Source organism: Methanobrevibacter millerae (assembly GCF_001477655.1).
GTDB classification, from domain to species: domain Archaea; phylum Methanobacteriota; class Methanobacteria; order Methanobacteriales; family Methanobacteriaceae; genus Methanocatella; species Methanocatella millerae_A.
Window position 1 is genome coordinate 1,261,744 of record NZ_CP011266.1, and the last position, 18,669, is coordinate 1,280,412.

Sequence of the window (18,669 nt, forward strand, 5' to 3'; positions counted from 1 at the left end):
TATTAATATATATTTAAGATAAGTATACGGAAATACTATGCCGACTACTTTGTTTTTACACTAACGGAATTTAACAATAAAAAAAGCATTATTTGGGTTTTATTTTAAAAATAACAATTAAAATAACTTTATTTTAATGTATAATCATTTTAAAATTTAAATATGATAATTTTACAATATTTTTATGATTTACAGAGTTATTGCAATCAGGATATTCCTCCGATTTATGAATTTTTATAAAATTTATTAAATTTCAAGAGTTTCATTAATTTTTTTAAAAAATAATAATTTGATAAAATATGAAAAAGAAACAACTACATATATATGTGCTAATATAAAAATAATAATTTCTAGCAAAAATAAGAAAATATTAAAAATTTAATGATGAAAAAAAGAGATTAGGGTAAAATATTACCCTATCTTGAAAGATTACTTAAATTTGAAGAATTATTCACGCTTGAAGAGCTTCCAACAATTGATGTCAGCTTATTTTTATTCATTGTTGAATTGAATTGATTTAAAACATTATTGTCCTTTATGATTTGAACAGTAACGTGGTCTATATTAACATAGTTTTCTGTATAGTAACTGCTTAATGTAGTTGCATAGCTACTATTTTTATAGCTTTCAAAGTAAGATAATTTTTTTGTTTCTGATGTTACTTCATTACCGTTTGAATCATAATAAATTGTTTTAATCATATAGCCGTCCATATCCTTGGGAAAATTATTAATAAAACCTGAAACTGTGTAGGAATAATATGTCTTTCCACTAGATTGATAATCATGGGCGTAAACCTGGTCAAAGGTTATAGAAATGTTCTGTTGATTGGATTCTCCAGATCCTCCGGATCCTCCAAAAATAAAGAATCCTGCAGCAACAATAACCACTGCAACTATTGCAATAAGTATGATGCATCCTATCTGTGAACTGTCACCACCACTGCTTGAGCTCGTATTGGCTGTAGTTTTAGGTTTTGCAGATGGCTCTTTAACATTATTGATTGGAACATCTTCAATGTTTTCTCCGCATTCAATGCAGTGCTTTGCATTATCCGGTGAATTTACACCACAATTTGGACATGTTTTAGTCATTTGTCATCTCCATTTTTTTGTTAATATAATATTTATAAATTATTATTAATAATCTTTCTTAAAAATATGGCAGTTCATCAATGAAATCAATTATAACTTTATATAGTTTTTTTACAAATAATTAATCGAAAAACAATCGGAGAGTATTGAAAATGAAAATTATAGCACTTCAAGCAAGTCCACGTGTTGGTGGAAACTGTGACATATTGATGGATGAAATGATAAAGGGCGCTGAAGAAAACGGCGTGGAAGTAACCAAATACTACCTTGAAAAAGAGAACATTGCACCTTGTAAGGCATGCATGTACTGCGCTGAAAATCCGGACTGCGTAAGGGATGATGACGGTAATAAAATCATTAATGAAATGGTTGAAGCAGATGGAGTTATATTTTCCACACCGATTTACTATGGTCAGATGTCTGCTCAGGGAAAACTCATCATTGACCGTTTCTATGGAATAGGTCAAAACCCTGATAAAAGCTTAAGCGGAAAAGCTGCATTGATTTTTACTGAAAATCAGCCTGAAGGAACCTATGAAGATTATATTCAATTAACCAAAGCATCTCCATTTGAATTTATGGGTTATGATGTTATAGGATATGTTGATGCGGGAAGTGCAGGTCCTGCCGGTGCGGTCAATGAACAGGAAAATAAGTTAAAAGAAGCTTATGAATTAGGTAAAAAGTTTTAAAAAAATTAAAAAATAAATAGCTCAATTTGAGCTATCTTTTTCTTCTTTTTTGAGTACCCCAAAGGTCTTTGGTGTTTCTGTCTTGCGTATTTTGTCTTTCCCATAAGTGATGGGAATTTCTTGTGTTTCTATTGTTCTGGTAGTAGTTTCTGTTTTGGTAGTAGTTTCTGTATTGTTTATTTATTTTTCTTGTGTGTCTTATTCTATTAATTGCCCTAATACCAAAGACTACAATGATTGCAATAAGAATTATGGCTATCCCATATCCTGCTGCTGTAAGAATGCCATCTAATGTATTCTTTTCCTCACCGTATTCTATTGTTGCAAGCTTTTTGTATGATGGCGCTATAGGAAGAGATGAACCGTTGACTACAGTCCCATTGAAGTGGATATCATCATGCAGACCTCCTGTTTTCATTCCAAATGTTGATCCGTCGTCATTTGACATGAAAATGTCTGTTAAATTTCCTTTAAATGTGTCATTTTCTACCTGGTGGAAGAAATATGTTGTAATGTCTCTTCTATCTATTCCATATCCGTCTGTAATTTCAAGATTCTGCATGCTTTTAATCTTATCTGAAGTATTTGATGGCATATGTCCTGAACGGAAGTATGAATACTTGTTAGGTATGGAAAGATAGTCCCCTTCCTTGAGGTCACCTGTGAAATGAGTGTTATTGATTACAGCACCATAATGTCCGTTAGGAGCTTTGATAATAGCATGACCTCTTCCGTGAGATGTTTTAATTTTTTGAATCTCCTTCAGACCGTCTTCTGAAATATCATTCTTTAAAATCATGTCTGCAGTAATGTTTTCTACACGCTCATTGTCAGGTCCGTCATCCAGTCCGCCATATCCGACTGTCCATCCGTCGCTTGTGACAATAACCTGACAGAAATATCCCTGATCAGTTTTATATTGTTTTATTGCAGGCTTTCCATGCCAGTCAATCTCTTCAATATTGATGTTGGCTGAATATTTAGCATCTCTTCTAAAAGACATGATACTGTTGTTGCCGTCAAGCTGACATACAACAGAACAGCATCCGGTAAGGTCTGTTGAATTCGTATTTTGTAACATTTCGACTATATCTTCATAGGTGGGATTATCATTTGCTGAATAGGCACCCATTGCAAAAATAAATATTATAAATATGCTAAATATCAATAAGACTCTTTTTTTCATACATACACTCTAAATTTCAGTTAATAATATAAATTATTTATATTTATATCAAAACGGGTATAAAAAGTTATGTTAAATATAAGAAAAAATTTAATAAATTATGCAACTGTGTAATTTAAAAAAAACAATTTTATAGAAAAGTTCATTAATTCATGTCTAATAATGGAATTATATATTTTTGAGTCTAATTTCCGGTAAAATAAATAGTTATTATTATATTATATGAATGATATAATATTATTATAAAATCATTTATATATTGATTTTATTTGGACGTTCGAATAATTTCCTAGTGGTTTTATGAAAAATTTTTGTGTGATAAAATGAATACAAAATCAATTCTAGGAATATTATTGGTAATTTTAGCATTATCTTTAACTTTAGGTGCTGTAAGTGCTGAAGGAAATGTTACAGATGATGCATCAGCAGACATTATGTCTGTGGAAGAAACAACTGTCGAACAATTGGCAACAGATAGTGGAAATGTAAGTGCAGCCGGAGGAGATGTTGAGGCTTCATTCTCAGCCAATACTCCCGTATCGGATGTGGGTGTTAAAGTAACTCCGTTGTATGATTTTGATACTTTGAATACATGGAGCATTTTTGCATATAACTTAGGACCTGATGATGCTGCAAATACTCAGGTATTTTTAAGTTCTTCCGATAATCTAATATACTTTGACCATATGGCTTTTGATGGTGTCTTTGACCCTATCACCGGCATTTGGAATGTTGGAAATCTGCCTGCAAATTCATATTCAGAACTGTTACTGGCAATGTCTAAAATTGCTCCTGGACCAACATATATTGAAGCAGTTGTAGTAAGCGATTCATATGATCCAAATCCATATAATAATTATGATATTGCTTACTTTGGATTAGAAAGCGCATCTGCAAGTGAAGAAACCTTACCTGCTACAGGTAATCCATTGGTAGTGGCTTTGCTTGCTTTGTTTGTTATTGGAGTTGGAGGATTGAAAAGAAGATTGTAATATTGTCTTCAATCTTTTAATTTTTCAATTAATTGGTAATATTAAGCTGGATTGTCAAGTCATTATTTGATAAAATTTGTCTTTGGTGTTTTGATTATTCAGCATCACGATATGATTATCGGTTAATTCTGGAAAAAAGGAGGATTGGGAAAATATTATGGTGGAGTTTTTAATCAAACTCCTCAACTTTTTTTAAACTATTTTTTTGATAAATTATTTCGGATAAATGTCAATCCCGTAATCATTTGATACATCTATCTATTGATTATTTTAAGTATAATAATAAAATAATTTATTCATAATAAAGCCATGTATATCATCAAAGCAATATTTGCACTTTTTGTTATAGATGACTGGCGAATACATGAAATATCACTCCTCATCTTCATGGATGATATGGCATGTGCTTGTCTTTTTCCAGTAGCAGTTGTTGCATGTATTGCACAGCGATTCCACTTCTGTTCCATCTTTCCATTGGCTTAAAAATGTCGGATTATAGACAAATGGCCTTTGCATTGAAACGAAATCAATATCTGTCGAGTTAATCAGCTCATTGATTGACTTCATGTCTGAAAGTCCTCCCCCTAAAATCACCGGAATGTCAACTGCCTTTGAAATCTCATCAGTAATGTCAAAAAGAATGTTTTTGTTGTCTGAATCCTTTCTGAAGTACTGCGGAGAGGATGGCTTTGTTATCTGGAGGCTGTCGGAGCCTACCTTTTCAAGAAGCTGTGCTATCTCTAAAATATCCTCCTGCACATTTATTCTGCAGCTGATATGCAAGTCTGTATTGGCCTTAAGCACTTTAATCAGTTCAAGAATCATCCTCAAACGGTTCAATGTGCTGCCGCCATAGTCATCCTTTCTTTTGTTTTCTTTTGAATCCATTACCTTTGAGAGAAAATAGTTGTTTCCCATTGCAAGCTGTATTCCATCAAAACCTGCAAATGAAATCTTTTTAGCAGCTACGATAAAATCCGATTGGATTTGTCTTATGTCTTCCATTTCCAAATCGTTCACGACAATATTCTGTTTTCCATTGACATTACAGTTTACAAATCCAAGCTGTGCAAGTATAGGTACATTCTGCTGATGTGCAATGCTTGTTAAATATTTAAACTCTTTTATGAATTTTGGATTATTGATTGAGTGTGAATAATCGCTGAAACGGTCATGAGGATACATTGAAATCAGTTCCGTTACAATCAATCCCACATGGTTTTTAGCTAGCCTTTCATATCTCAAAAAGATTTCCGGCGATAAGCCACCCATTTCCTTTTGAGATTCCCATAGTCCTGTTCTTACGATGCGGCTGTTCAGCTTCAAATCTCTAAAATTGCATTCATCAAATATATCTTTCATGATAATCATTATGTCTTTTAAAATATTTCAATATAATAGTTATGCCTTAACGGTAATGTTGCGTTCAAATATGCAGGATTTAAATTGACCATCGCCTTTAAATGATATGTCACCATAATAATTGTTGCTTCCGCTTTCAGGCACATTTTTTACATTTTCAATTTTAAAAATACCGTCCTTGCCTGTTGTTACGTTGTGCAATGATGAGATGTTATCTCCTGCATGATGGTAGTAGATAGTCTTATTTTCAACTCCTCTTGCATATGAATCCATTAAAAAACCGGTAATGGTTCCATTTTCAGCAACTTCTGTTTCATTGATGACAATGAATGTCGAAACGTCATTTGTAAACTGGTAGAAAAATATTCCAAAACATATTATCATTACTGCGACCAGAATAATTAAATAAATTGTTTTCATGGTTAAGCATATGTTAATTATTATAAAAATAATTTAAGTTTTTTAGTAATTTTAAAAAAAAGAAGTTAAGGAATTTTTTTCCTTAACTTGATATTGTTACTTTGTTTGCTTCGTTGAGACCGTTGAATGTGGTTGTGATGATGTATTGGCCTGCCTGGAGATTGATGTTTATCCTTGCAATACCATTATCATCACTTATTCTATTGTAAAATACACCGTTTATGTTGTATGTTACGCTTTGGCCTGCGTAAGGTTTTCCTTTATCGTCAAGTATTTTAGCTTCGAATTTGGATCCGTCACGATATTTCATGTACAGGTCTTTTGTCTGTATGGTTGGCAATACTTTTATAGTATTTGAAGCTCTAAGACCATTATATTCTGCAGTTATTATGTATGTTCCAGGATTAAGGTTGATGTTCATTTTAACATGTCCTGTTGCATTTGATGTTCTTTTATAGAATACTCCATTAATATTTAAATCAATTGTAACACCGGCTCCCACAGGATTTCCTTTTTCATCCAAAAGCCTTAATGTATACTGGGAAGCATTTCTATAGTATTTAGTCAAATCATGGTTTTCAACGATTGAAGGGAGTACCTTGACGATGTTTGTGTACTGTTCTGTTGAATCCGGATTTGTTGCTGTGAGAATATATGTTCCTGGATTTAAATTGATGTTCATTTTAGCAACACCATTATTATTGGTCGTTCTGGTATAGAAAACACCGTTGATGTTGAAATTTACATCAGTATTTTTTAACAGATTGCCTGATGAATCAACAAATGTTGCATAATACTGAGTACCGTTTCTAAAGATTTTAGTTATATTATTTCCTGAAACTGTTGATTTTACAGTAATTGTTGATTTAAATTTAATTCCGTCACATTCTGTTGTCACATCATATTTTCCACTGTTCAGGTTAATTGCCATAGATGCTTGACCATTTTCGTCAGTAATTCTTGTATATGGCCGGCCGTTTAAAGTGATTATAACTTCCTTATTTACCAATGGCTTATTGTCCTCTTTAATGGTTACTACAAATTTTTCAGATCCCTTAAAGTATTTAGTCAAATCCGGAGCCAAAATATTGATTCTGACATCTTCAATTTTAAATGAAATGCTGTTTGATGTAGAGGTCTTGTAGTTTGTACTTCCTTTATATGTAGCTTTTACAACATATGAACCTGCAGCAAGATCAGATAATTTGACACTGGCTACACCGTTAGTAATCCTGACAGTATATTCTTTGCCGTTTACAGTAAATACTACATCTCCTGTTGCTGATGGAGAATCAACATCTGCCCTTATTGTATATGTGTTTGGACCATTTTCAGTTGAAATTATATCTGTTTTTGTAGAGATTTTTTCTATTACTACATTAGAAGTCGCAGATACTCTATCATATTCATAATTTCCTTCAAATACAATATCTGCTTCATAAGTTCCATAGTTCAAATTCAAATCAACATATACCTTACCATTGCTGTCAGTAGTTAATGAATATATTTTATCTCCAAGTGTTATCTTAAGCTTTGCATTGCTTATTGTATTAAAATCCTGATCGGTCAATGTGATTACCAGTTTATCATCATCCCCATAAGTTTTTGTAACGTCTGGAGCAATAATATTAAGATAATGAGGTTTAACATTGAATTTTACAGTATTTGAATCTGATGATTTATAGATATCATCTCCATTATATCTAGCCTTTACGGAATATGATCCAACATTCAAATCTGACAATATATATGTTGCCTGGCCGTTTGAAAGTTTTAAAGTGTAATCTTTACCATTAATATTAAATACAATATTTCCTGTTGCATCTGACGAATTAACTTTAGCTGTTAATGTAACCATATTGTTTTTTATTTGATTGAATGATAATGAGGATGTGGTTGACAGCTTGTTTACAATGATTTTTGAAGTTATAGATACCTTTTCATATTCATCATTTCCTTCAAATATGATATCTGCTGTATAATTTGCACATTTTAAATCCAAATCCATGGATGTTTTACCGTTGCTGTCTGTTGTTTTCGTGTAAGTCTTACCATCTATTTTTATTTTAAGCTGAATGTTAGCTACAGGCTTTGATTCCTGATTGGTAACAGCAATCATCAATTTTTCAGACCCGCCGTAGTTTTTAGTTACATCAGAGGCTTTGATATTGAGATAGTGTGCATCAATATTGAATGATGCTGTGTTTGAAGAGGATGATTTATAGTCTGAATCTCCTTTATATGTGGCTTTAACAGTATATGAGCCTGCCTTTAGATTGGATAATGTGTATGTTGCCTTGCCGCCAGAAATTTTAACAGTATAATCCTTGCCGTTAATATTGAATGCAACATTTCCGGTTGCATCTGACGGATTGACAGTGGCGGTTAAGATGACATTATTTGCATTCCTGTTTAAAGACAATGCGGTTTTTGTATTCATTTTATTCACTGTAAAGTTAAATGCAGCTATATTGGATGAATACCTATTGCTTTTATATTCTGATTTTAATTCATAAGTTCCTGCCTTGTCAAAGCTAACAGTTAAGGAAGCCTTGCCGTCATGGATTCTTGCATAGTAATATTTTCCATTGATGCTTACTCTGGCGAATGAACCTTCAATCCTTTCTATCGAATCATTTTCAAAATATTGTGAAATCGTTGATTTATCATCTGTCAGTGTAATGTTTACAGTAACCTTTTCGCCGATGTCGAGATTGTTGAATTTGCTAACATCAACTTTTAATTTTGCTGAATATAAATCACTTATTGGTGAAAATAGCTGAATTGCAGGTTCTGCAATCATGCCTTCATATTCAGTCACATCCACAAATGTTTTTCCTTCATCAAAGCTAACGAAAGACCAGTTTGTATAAAATTTGGATGCGGACAACTCATCAACCAGATAAATAGGTAAATAATTTAATCCGTCATTGCAGTATCCTATTCTTATCCATATCTCATCTCCTAAATCAAATGTTATTTTCTTTTTGAATGGAATTGTATAATATCCTGCCTGGGAAAATCCCTCTTGAGATAAGATTAATTTTCCGTTAGTATGAGGATTTCCTTTATAAACACTTACAGTATAATTTGTTGGAGCTTTAAAGTATGTTGCAAATGCAGAAAATCCGTCATCAAGAAGTGCCTTATATTCATCATATGCTGCTTCAACACGAATTTCACAGTATATAGGACTATCAGAATAGATGTAATCGCTTATTCCCGAACAATAAATTGGATTTGATATATAATTATCATTTTCATTAAATATGAATGTGTATGCATGAGCATAGTCATTTTCATCGCTTACAAAAGGAGTGTCATATGAAAGATAACCGAAACCGTTGTCCTCCCAGTCTGTTCCCCAGCTGTTTTTAATTATCCATGCGCCTTTCGCATAATCGCCAAATGAATCATATGTGTTATAGTTATCGTTCCATCCAACAATGCTTACTGCATGAAGATCCGGAGAGTTGAATGTAACTGGAACTGTCCCATAATCGCTTATTACCTTTTTGTATGTTTCATTATATAGTGTATTGTATGAAATGTATCCTATTCCATTATTTTTCCATTCTGAATTCCAGATATTTTTATACATCCATGCTCCTTCAGTATATCTGCCGAAGGAATCGAAATCATTGTAGTTGTCATCCCAACCGATTAGGTTGGTTGAATAATAATTTGGAATATATATGGTAATTGAAACAGCACCATAATCCATTATCGCTTTTTTATATAAATCATCATTCACTCCTTTTTCACGTTCAGGAAGGAAATATATATTTTGAACATGGAACTCGGCATCAAAAGGAACGGAGATTGATGAAAGATCATCATATGCATCATATTCCTCAAGGGTAGGTCCAAGCCAGTTGGTCAGATATCCCATAAACATTGAATCATATCCTCCTGAATTTGGTTCCAAATCCATTCCTGCTCTTGAAAATGATGCCATGACATTTTTCACATTTTCCTCTGAAAGGTCATATGTTATGTTAGTTATCTTTTTAATGCATGCCTCAAGTGTTGCAATACCAGCAAATGCCCAACAGTTACCTCCTTCTGCCTGATCCTTTACAGGAGTAATATATCCATAATCCCTTGAATCATATGATGAAGGAATATTTTTCAAATCAGATAAGGAACTGTTAATTAGAGGAACATTGGCTCTTTCTACAGTATATCTATCTATTAATGTATTAATCATGTATTTGTTGAAATATATGGAAGCATCCATTTCATATTCATCTACCTGGATGACATCTTCGACTATAATATTTCCCAGGCTATTTATTATATAAATTTTAAAGAATGCATCCTTTAAAGGGGCATTATAACCGTCAACTTTAAAATGAATCATGAAATTATCTTCATAATTTCCCTTAATTGTGGATTTTGCCGGATTTTTCGTGTCATAAATCTTTAGATTTCCATTACTGCCGGAAGTGATGTTTTCATATTCATCATAATAACTTCCCGTATTGGACAATATATATTTCATAGGATTGCTTTTGAATGTTACTCTTTTTCCGTTTTCATAATTTGTAAATTCACCATAAATCTGATATGAGTCTTCAAAATGGTTATTTTTTAGGTTTATGTCTTTGGATGAATCAATAACTATGCTTGAGCCCGAATCATCATCTGAAGTTGAGTTTACGAAATAATTTTCCCTTAATGATAATGAGTCTGAAGATTCACTGTATATTGCACTTCCAAGATAAGCATAGGATACATAAAATGTATCATCATAGAAATTCATTTTTCCATAAATATTATATATTACTCCACCCATATCTTCAGCATAATTGTTATGGAAAGAGGATGAGTTTGCACTTAAATTCCCATTCAAATTGGCAATAACTCCGCCAAATTTAGCGTATCCCCATCTAAGATATGAAGAGTCTATATTCACATTGCCTTTGAAATTATAGATTGCTCCTCCGGCATCATTAAGTGAATAGAAAAATGCAAAATCACATGAGTCTATATTGATGTCACTGTATTTTGAAGCTATTACACCACCAAAGCTGTCAGCATTGGAATTATAAAAATTATTTTTATATAAGTCAAGAAGACTGTTTTGTGAATATATTGTTCCGCCATAGCTCGCATTGTTCATGTTAAAATCGGAAGATTCAATTGTTATATCTGAATTTATCGAATAGATGACTCCACCTTTTCTTTCTGCATTGGAATTGAAAAATTTGGATTTCTTAACTTCCAGTCTTGAATTTTTTAAAGAGATTGCCCCACCGCTATATGCATAAGTATTGTTGAAGACACATTTTTCCAGATAGACATAAGGAGTTGAATCATCAATAGGATCACATATTATAACACCACCATATGAGCTGCCATATTCTTTAGTGTTATATGTAGCGGGAGCATTATATCCACTGAATGCACTGCTTTTATCGAAATTCACACCATATGCTTCGACTGTACCATGATTTTGAATGTTTGCCTTGTTGAATGTGACATTTCTTATTTGAAGTTTTGAATCATCCATGATTTCAAAATCATACTTGTTGGATAAAATTGAATTAAAAATAGTTTTTTCTGTGCTTTCACCAATCAAAGTCATATTTGAGGAAATCTTAAATGGAGTGTTTAAGCTGTAAATTCCATCTGAAAAATATGCAGTAATGTCATTTCCAGACAATGTGTTTTGATTTACATACTTATAAGGATTTGACTTTGACCCATCACCGTTGGAACTGGCAGATGCATCAAAATAGATTACTTTACTATTATCATCATTTAATTTTGAATTATCGACAGAAATGCCGATTAATCTACTATTGTCTATTCCATTATCTTCAGCCAATGTCATATTATCGTTTAAGTCATTGGCGCTGACCGAAGATATGGCAGATAGACACAATATCATCAATAAAATTATAATATATTTTTTATTGGACATACAAATACACCTTTTTTAAAATATAATTTATTTTACAAATATTTTTAGAAAAATATTTATATATATTATATAATTTTATTAATCATTATATATAATTTATATAAATCATTAACTTTATTCAAAAAAAGAAGTTAAGGAATTTTTTTCCTCAACTTGATATTGTTACTTTGTTTGCTAATGCAGCACCATTAGAATACATTGAAGTAATTATGTATTCCCCTGCCATTAAATTAATATTCAGGCGCGCAATACCATTACTATCAGTTATTCTATTATAGAACACACCATTGATATTGAAAGTTATTATTTGTTCTGCAAATGGTTTTCCTTTACCATCCAATAGTTTTAATTCAAACTTGGTTCCATCACGATATTTCATGTTAACATCTTTTGCTGAAAGAATTGGCAATACTTTAACGGTATTTGACGCCATAAGTCCATTATATTCCGCAGTTATTATATATGTTCCAGGATTCAAGTTAATGTTCATGTTCATATATCCAGAAGCATTTGTCTTTCTCTCATAGAACACTCCATTAATATTTAATTTAACAGTAACTCCCTCACCAACAGGTTTTCCATTACCACCCAATATTCTAAGAGTGTATTTTGATTCATTTTTGTAGAATTTAGTTAAATCATGGTTTTCCACAATTGATGGCAAGACAGTAATTCTTGTTGTATGCTGTTCGCCTGATGCAGGATTAGTTGCAGTTAAAACATAAGTTCCAGGGTTTAAATTAATGTTCATTTTTGCAATACCCTGATCGTTGGTGGTTCTGGTGTAGTAGACACCATTGATGTTTAATTTGACTTGAGTGTTCTTTAACAGATTTCCTTGAGAATCAATAAATGTAGCATAATATTGTGTGTCGTTTCTAAAAATTTTAGTGAAGTCATTTGAAATAACAGTATCTTTTACAGTAACAGTAGAATATACTTTAATTCCACCATATTCTGTTGTTATTTTGTATTTTCCACTGTTTAAGTTAATTGCCATTGAAGCCTGACCATCACTGTCAGTTGTTCTGATATAAGACCTGCCATTAAGATTAATAGTCACATTCTTACCGACAACTGCTTTATAATCTTCCTTAACAGTAACAACAAATCTTTCAGGACCATTATAGTACTTGGTTAAGTCAGGTGCAGAAACTTCAATTTTAACATCCTCAACTGTGAACTTGACTGAAGTGGAAGAAGATGATTTATGGTTAATATCACCACTGTAGGTGGCTTTAGCTTCGTAAGACCCCACAGCCAAATTGTTTAAAGTGTAAGTTGCCTTTGCACCACTAACCGCAGCAGAATACTCTTTACCATTAACAATAAAAGTAACTTTACCTCCCACAGTAGCCGGAGAAATAGTAGCTGTTAAAGTAACACTATTGTGAGAATTTTTATTATAAACTAAAGTAGTTTTAGTATTTAATGGATTAACAGTAACTTTTGCAGAAGTGGAAATATCCTTATAAGTTACTATAACATCATAAGTACCTACAGGCAGATTAATTGCCATTGAAGCCTTACCTTTACTGTCAGTAGTCCTAGAATAGTCAACACCATTAATGTTAATATTAACATTAACATTGGCAACAGGAGAACCAGATTCAGTTAAAGTAATTTCCAACCTCTCAGGACCACCATAATCTTTAGTAACATCAGGAACATTCAAAACAGAACCGCCAACAGTCAGATATCCGTCAATCACATCACAATTGTCAGTGAATTTACTGGATAAGTAACCGGTGACTTTATAAACGCCTTCCTTAAAATCACACCTAAGCCTATATCCGCCAGTACCTTCATCAAAGTATCCCAAACTGCATTCATATCTGATTGAAGAATCATCAACATTAGTCAATATTGCCTTAATATCATAACCGGATTCATAAATCTTATTGTTGAATATGCGGATAGCATTACCGTCTTTATCATATAATTTACAGATAGTAACGGCATCTTTTGGAGCGACAGTTTCATTTTCAAAAACTAAAAATGTCTTAAAATCAAATGAATTCGTTGAATTATAATATATATCATAAGTATAATCGGAATCTATTTTATTATCGGATATATTTAATTTGTTTTTGTTTTCATGTGTTTTATAATATATGCATTCATGATTAACATTTTGGCTGAATTTACAATTATAAACATTTGTAGCACCTAAAGCAGCTATGGAAGCACCGCTTTGAGAAACAGCATTATCTTTAAAATTACAATTATATATTGCGGTTAACCAGTTATTTGAAGTGATTTTAGGCTCAGCGGTATAAATTGCACCGCCAATATCTGCATCATTATTATTAAAATCACAGGAATCAATCAAAGAGTTACTGGCAGAAATTGCACCTCCTTTTTCAGCAGTGTTAAACATGAAAAATGAATTTAAAACATTACCTTTATATAACTCTATTGCCCCTCCCTCTTTAGCGAGATTATTGAAAAAATTGGATTGTATAATATTTATGTAATTCGGCGAATAGACTGCACCCCCATTTTTAGCCTGATTTCGGATGAAAGTGGAATTTTTGATATTGCTTGATAATCCATAACTCGCATAAACTGCACCGCCAAGATTACTTGCAACATTATCTGTAAACATACAGTTTTCTATGTTAAGCTTACCTGATGTAACCCACGGGTAATAATAAATAGCCGCCCCATCATCAGCATAATTATTTGAAAACTTAGAATCCTTCACGGTTAGATGTGTACAGCTACCTCTTATTGCACCATTATTATTGTTAAAATTAGAATTATATACTTCCATTTCACCCCCAAACACAATAGCCGGACCGCCAGTCGAATCAGAAAAATTACAGGAATCAATGTTAATAGTTGGTGATGTTTGATATGAACCATATTTTCCAGCATATAAAAAAGAAGAAACATCATTATAACCATTAATAAAATTTATATTTTTCAATTCCAAATAGGCGTGAATATCAAAAACTCTTGATTTACCCAATGCATCAATTGTATGGCCATTACCGTCAATAGTTATTTTATGATTAATTACAATACCGTCACTGCTAAAACCTTGATCATATTTATAATCATTTTCCAGATAGATTGTTGAACCTGCACCTGCATTATTAATCTTTTCCTGCAATGCAGTGAAAGTTCCATCATCCTTTGCACTTAATTCATCTTCACTTAAAGATACGCTTAAAGTATCTTCACCACTAACCAAATCGTTAGTATCATCATAAATTGTCTGATTTACATCTTCTACTGCTGATACACAGGACAGAGAGATAATAAATACAAACAATAAAATTATTAAAAATCGTTTTTTCATTTTATCCCCACTTTATTCATTTTTAAAAATGAATCATTTAGAATTGTGTCAGTTAAATTAGCAAGGAAGAGATACTTCAATCTATGTATGAACAAACTAAATTTTCTTGCTAAACAATAAATATTCATAAAACCCCGCTATTCAACGATATTATTTTTGTATTTAAAAGTATAAAACTCAAATAAAGCATTTTATTTCATCAAGAAGAGGGTTGATTTTAAAAAAAAGTTGAAATAAAAAAATAAAAAATTAGGATTTGATTTTATTATAAACAGCCATAGGCAATAATATAATCAGGAATACTGCAAAGATTAAAACTGGAATGATTGCATAGTTATGGGCTGATATAGCTTTTATTGGAGAGCCTGATGAATTGGAATCTGAATCATCAGAACCTGAAGACGGGTTGAATATGTCCAATATTGAATTGCCTATTGATTCAAAAGTGCTTGAAATTTCACGGGCAACAGAATCAGTTGTTTTGGCTATTGTGTCTAATGGACTTGCATCATCACTAGGAAGTGAATCCAAATCATCTGATGAAATCAGCTGTGATTTCATGTCTGATTTTGATTTTGTTTCAATGCCTGATGATTCATCATCAGAACTTTCAACTGCAGGCTTTTCATCTTCAACTTGCCTTATATCAGAATCTGTGTTTTCACTAGCATAATGGCTATTATGCTGCGGCCCTTTTTTATCATCACTTGTTTTTGTAACGTTGGATGTTACTTTTGATGAACCGCTTTTGATGGATGTAGTGATGAAATTTGATAAATATGCATCATTTGAATCTGCAGATACATAGGATGTGAGCTTGAATGTACCATCAGTTTTTAGTCTTGTCAGTATCACTAAGGATGCATTTTCATAACTTTTCAATTCACCAATACTCCAAATTCCAGTTATTGGATTATATTCTCCAACTGTTGCATTATGTGATAGATATATTAAATTTGAGGAAAACGTTTCATTTGCCTTGATGTTATGAAGAGCCCCTCCATTTGCCGTGACAGAAATAGTCCATGGAACTTCAGATCCTGCACGATTAAAGCTATTTTTTACAAATGAGCTTTTAACGCTCACGTCAACAGACAAAGCGGCACTGCTGCCGGATGTGTTTTCGGCATATAACTCAGTGTTTTTGTCAGTTAAATCTTCACTAATCATATCAATATTATTACCGATAGCTGATGGAGCATCATCCACGGACGATGCATCTGAAGTTATATTTTCACTGGCTGCAACGCATCCAAGAGAAAACATTACTCCTATGGTTACTACCAATATTAAATATCTTAATTTCATAGATTTTACCTAATTATTGTACTAAATTCATGAATATAATAAATATCCATAAATAATACTTATTAATCTTAAATTTTACTGTTATAAACTTTTTGTTTTTTACCATATCTAAAATATGATTAAAAACACTTATTTAATTGTATAACTTTGATTTGAAAGCAGTTTATTGTTTATGTCCATCAGTTTAAATTCAATATGTGTAATATTATTAGTGTGAACATCACAGTCACATATCACCCCTGATTTAAATTCATCAGCTGTAGAATTTACTTCAAAAAGCATATTTTCATTTGCATCGAAAAATTTAATGTTCATGAAGTATTTTTCCGGATTGGCAGGCATGTTTAGAGATTCTCCATGAACAACATATCTGCTTCCGCTTGCATCGACACCAGTGATGTTCATGGAAAATATGCCGTCTTCGGAACTGTTCTGCCCCATCGGAAGAACTGCAAAAAGATATACCAGAATCAATATGACAGCTACTGGAACTGCAATCTTTAGATATTTCTTTGCAATGTTTTCTTTTCTTTTTGGATTTACCTTTTCAAGTACACTAAGTGACTTTGAATTGGTTTTAATTTTATTTATTGGTTTTTTTACAAATTCTGATGTGTCTTTTATAAGGATTTCCAGCTGATGTTTAGTATCTGGAAATGAGTATATCATCTTTTTTCTATCCAAAATGAACTGGAGATTCTTGCCTATCCTTATATCGTCAATGCTGAATATCAGGATGGGAATGTCTCTTGAAAATGCTATATCCACTTCAGTTATCACATAGTTTGTATCCTTTGAATTCTTTGAATAAATAAGAATAAAACATTTGGAATCTGATATTGCATTGGTAATATTATCTACAGGGTCATCCGAAGAAAAATCCCTTGACTTAATCCATGTTCTGATATTGTTCTGCTCGAATACATCACATATTGCTTCGCTTATCTGCTGGTCTTTTTCATCATAACATATATAAGCATCATGCACCATAATATAGCCTCAAATTTGTGAATATTCATCATAAAGATAGTCAAAGATTTCCTCATTTGATGATGCAAATCTTAAAACTGACTTTCTGGTTAAAAATTCATTTCTAATTACAAGTCCGTATATTATACACATTGCCCAGAATATGAAAAAGAGCAATGCAAATAGAATAAACATTGGATAGTAAAGGAACAGTTGTCCAAAGATCTGGAAATAAATCAGCAAACAAATTAATGTCGGAATCAAATATATTACTCCCATCAATGCCCATAGCTTTTTGCTTGAAACAATTCCCATATAGATAATTGAAAACCAGTAAAGTGGAGTGAAAAGCAGTATGAGGGATATGTAATCCTTTTTGTGACTGGACAAGTCATCTTGCTTATAGTCTGAGAAGTCTATGATGATTGAAACATCACTATTTTCATTACATAATTTCAATGCGTCAATAATCAGTGTTTCGAATTCATCTTCAGGATTTGGATGTGCATTAAGCCATTGCGTTACCTTCAGATAGTATTCCATGTTTTCCTTAGGCAGAGTATCATCAATGTTGAATGAAAGGATAGGTTTGTTGTTGGAAAATGCCATATTGATTTCATTGTCAACATATTTTGAATTCTGGGAATCTTTTGAATATATTAAAACAACGATTCTTGTGGATTTTATGGCTGCTGCAATCTCATCAATATAGATTTTGCCTGAAGCGATATCACGGGGAGCTATCCAGCATTTTAGATTGTTCTGCTCCAGAACATAACATATCTTATTGGCCACATCACTGTCTTTTGTGGAATAGCTTATAAAAACATCATGCTTGTAGTTATCCAGACTCATAATACCACCTTGCTGTTGAATGCAGTATCTAAAACAAATTCTCTGTTATTTCCATCAAAGAGATAAACTGTTGTTTGATTTTTAAAGGATAGTTTGTCCTTGTCGAACGAATCCACAGGAATGATTATTGAATGATACTTGAATCCCTTATCATCACCAAATTCCATTGTAAGCAGGTAACAGCTCTCGTTTTTATAGTCAACAGTTCCCTGATTAACATTGGCAAAATGATTCAAAAGGTTTGTCAGCTTTGAATCTGATGAATTCAGCCTACTAACATCCATATTGTAAAAATCATACATTGAGTTTCTAAATTCAACCGTATTTCCATTGATTTCATATCCAGAACTCGAAGGATAATACATTGTGATTGAATCTGTAACATTTCTTTCCTTTTCCATGTATTTATAATCCATGAACGAGTATGATCCATAAATCAGAAGAATAATAGATGTTATTATAATCAGATATTCAATTTTTTTATTCATATAAACACCCATTTTGCCATAAATTTTTCTTGAAAAAAATTTACTTAATTTGTATTTTTGTTATAAA

Annotated in this window: 12 protein-coding genes; 2 read left to right on the forward strand and 10 right to left on the reverse strand. The window is 32.1% G+C overall.

Annotated features, from left to right (window positions below):
- Window positions 1-416: 416 nt before the first annotated feature.
- A complete protein-coding gene (locus tag SM9_RS05605; RefSeq protein ID WP_058739202.1) occupies window positions 417-1,094 on the reverse strand; it encodes a zinc ribbon domain-containing protein in 678 nt (225 codons plus the stop codon).
- 152 nt (window positions 1,095-1,246) lie between these two features.
- Between SM9_RS05605 and SM9_RS05610 the strand changes: the two genes are divergently transcribed.
- Window positions 1,247-1,786 (forward strand): flavodoxin family protein, encoded by a 540-nt coding sequence (locus SM9_RS05610; RefSeq protein ID WP_058739203.1) that lies wholly within the window; start codon window positions 1,247-1,249, stop codon window positions 1,784-1,786.
- A gap of 31 nt (window positions 1,787-1,817) precedes the next feature.
- On the opposite strand, the gene SM9_RS05615 is transcribed toward SM9_RS05610, so the two are convergent.
- Complete coding sequence (locus tag SM9_RS05615; protein WP_058739204.1) at window positions 1,818-2,972, reverse strand: hypothetical protein; 1,155 nt, start codon at window positions 2,970-2,972, stop codon at window positions 1,818-1,820.
- Between the two features lie 323 nt (window positions 2,973-3,295).
- On the opposite strand from SM9_RS05615, the gene SM9_RS05620 reads away from it, so the two are divergent.
- Window positions 3,296-3,964: a DUF11 domain-containing protein gene (locus SM9_RS05620; RefSeq protein ID WP_058739205.1), complete on the forward strand. Its 669-nt coding sequence runs from the start codon at window positions 3,296-3,298 to the stop codon at window positions 3,962-3,964.
- Between the two features lie 372 nt (window positions 3,965-4,336).
- On the opposite strand, the gene SM9_RS05625 is transcribed toward SM9_RS05620, so the two are convergent.
- The 8 genes from SM9_RS05625 to SM9_RS05660 form a co-directional block, all read right to left on the reverse strand.
- Window positions 4,337-5,326 (reverse strand): oxidoreductase, encoded by a 990-nt coding sequence (locus SM9_RS05625; RefSeq protein WP_058739206.1) that lies wholly within the window; start codon window positions 5,324-5,326, stop codon window positions 4,337-4,339.
- Between the two features lie 39 nt (window positions 5,327-5,365).
- Window positions 5,366-5,746, reverse strand: coding sequence for a hypothetical protein (locus tag SM9_RS05630; RefSeq protein ID WP_157064673.1), 381 nt, complete (start codon window positions 5,744-5,746; stop codon window positions 5,366-5,368).
- Window positions 5,747-5,828: 82 nt separating this feature from the next.
- Window positions 5,829-11,675, reverse strand: coding sequence for an Ig-like domain repeat protein (locus SM9_RS05635; RefSeq protein ID WP_058739208.1), 5,847 nt, complete (start codon window positions 11,673-11,675; stop codon window positions 5,829-5,831).
- Between the two features lie 148 nt (window positions 11,676-11,823).
- Window positions 11,824-14,982: an Ig-like domain-containing protein gene (locus tag SM9_RS05640; RefSeq protein WP_058739209.1), complete on the reverse strand. Its 3,159-nt coding sequence runs from the start codon at window positions 14,980-14,982 to the stop codon at window positions 11,824-11,826.
- Between the two features lie 249 nt (window positions 14,983-15,231).
- Window positions 15,232-16,290, reverse strand: coding sequence for a DUF11 domain-containing protein (locus SM9_RS05645; protein ID WP_058739210.1), 1,059 nt, complete (start codon window positions 16,288-16,290; stop codon window positions 15,232-15,234).
- A gap of 129 nt (window positions 16,291-16,419) precedes the next feature.
- Window positions 16,420-17,280 (reverse strand): toll/interleukin-1 receptor domain-containing protein, encoded by an 861-nt coding sequence (locus SM9_RS05650; RefSeq protein WP_058739211.1) that lies wholly within the window; start codon window positions 17,278-17,280, stop codon window positions 16,420-16,422.
- Window positions 17,281-17,289: 9 nt separating this feature from the next.
- Entirely contained in the window at window positions 17,290-18,114 is an 825-nt protein-coding gene (locus SM9_RS05655) for a toll/interleukin-1 receptor domain-containing protein (protein ID WP_058739212.1), read from the reverse strand.
- Window positions 18,111-18,602: a hypothetical protein gene (locus tag SM9_RS05660; protein WP_058739213.1), complete on the reverse strand. Its 492-nt coding sequence runs from the start codon at window positions 18,600-18,602 to the stop codon at window positions 18,111-18,113. The genes SM9_RS05655 and SM9_RS05660 overlap by 4 nt, the downstream gene beginning before the upstream one ends.
- Between the last annotated feature and the right edge of the window lie 67 nt (window positions 18,603-18,669).

Bases quoted from the DNA above. Each gene is read 5' to 3' on its own strand.
- SM9_RS05650 (WP_058739211.1), bottom strand. From the start codon at position 17,280: ATGGTGCATGATGCTTATATATGTTATGATGAAAAAGACCAGCAGATA.
- SM9_RS05640 (WP_058739209.1), bottom strand. From the start codon at position 14,982: ATGAAAAAACGATTTTTAATAATTTTATTGTTTGTATTTATTATCTCT.
- SM9_RS05645 (WP_058739210.1), bottom strand. From the start codon at position 16,290: ATGAAATTAAGATATTTAATATTGGTAGTAACCATAGGAGTAATGTTT.
- SM9_RS05610 (WP_058739203.1), top strand. From the start codon at position 1,247: ATGAAAATTATAGCACTTCAAGCAAGTCCACGTGTTGGTGGAAACTGT.
- SM9_RS05605 (WP_058739202.1), bottom strand. From the start codon at position 1,094: ATGACTAAAACATGTCCAAATTGTGGTGTAAATTCACCGGATAATGCA.
- SM9_RS05630 (WP_157064673.1), bottom strand. From the start codon at position 5,746: ATGAAAACAATTTATTTAATTATTCTGGTCGCAGTAATGATAATATGT.
- SM9_RS05620 (WP_058739205.1), top strand. From the start codon at position 3,296: ATGAATACAAAATCAATTCTAGGAATATTATTGGTAATTTTAGCATTA.
- SM9_RS05615 (WP_058739204.1), bottom strand. From the start codon at position 2,972: ATGAAAAAAAGAGTCTTATTGATATTTAGCATATTTATAATATTTATT.
- SM9_RS05635 (WP_058739208.1), bottom strand. From the start codon at position 11,675: ATGTCCAATAAAAAATATATTATAATTTTATTGATGATATTGTGTCTA.
- SM9_RS05625 (WP_058739206.1), bottom strand. From the start codon at position 5,326: ATGAAAGATATATTTGATGAATGCAATTTTAGAGATTTGAAGCTGAAC.
- SM9_RS05660 (WP_058739213.1), bottom strand. From the start codon at position 18,602: ATGAATAAAAAAATTGAATATCTGATTATAATAACATCTATTATTCTT.
- SM9_RS05655 (WP_058739212.1), bottom strand. From the start codon at position 18,114: ATGAGTCTGGATAACTACAAGCATGATGTTTTTATAAGCTATTCCACA.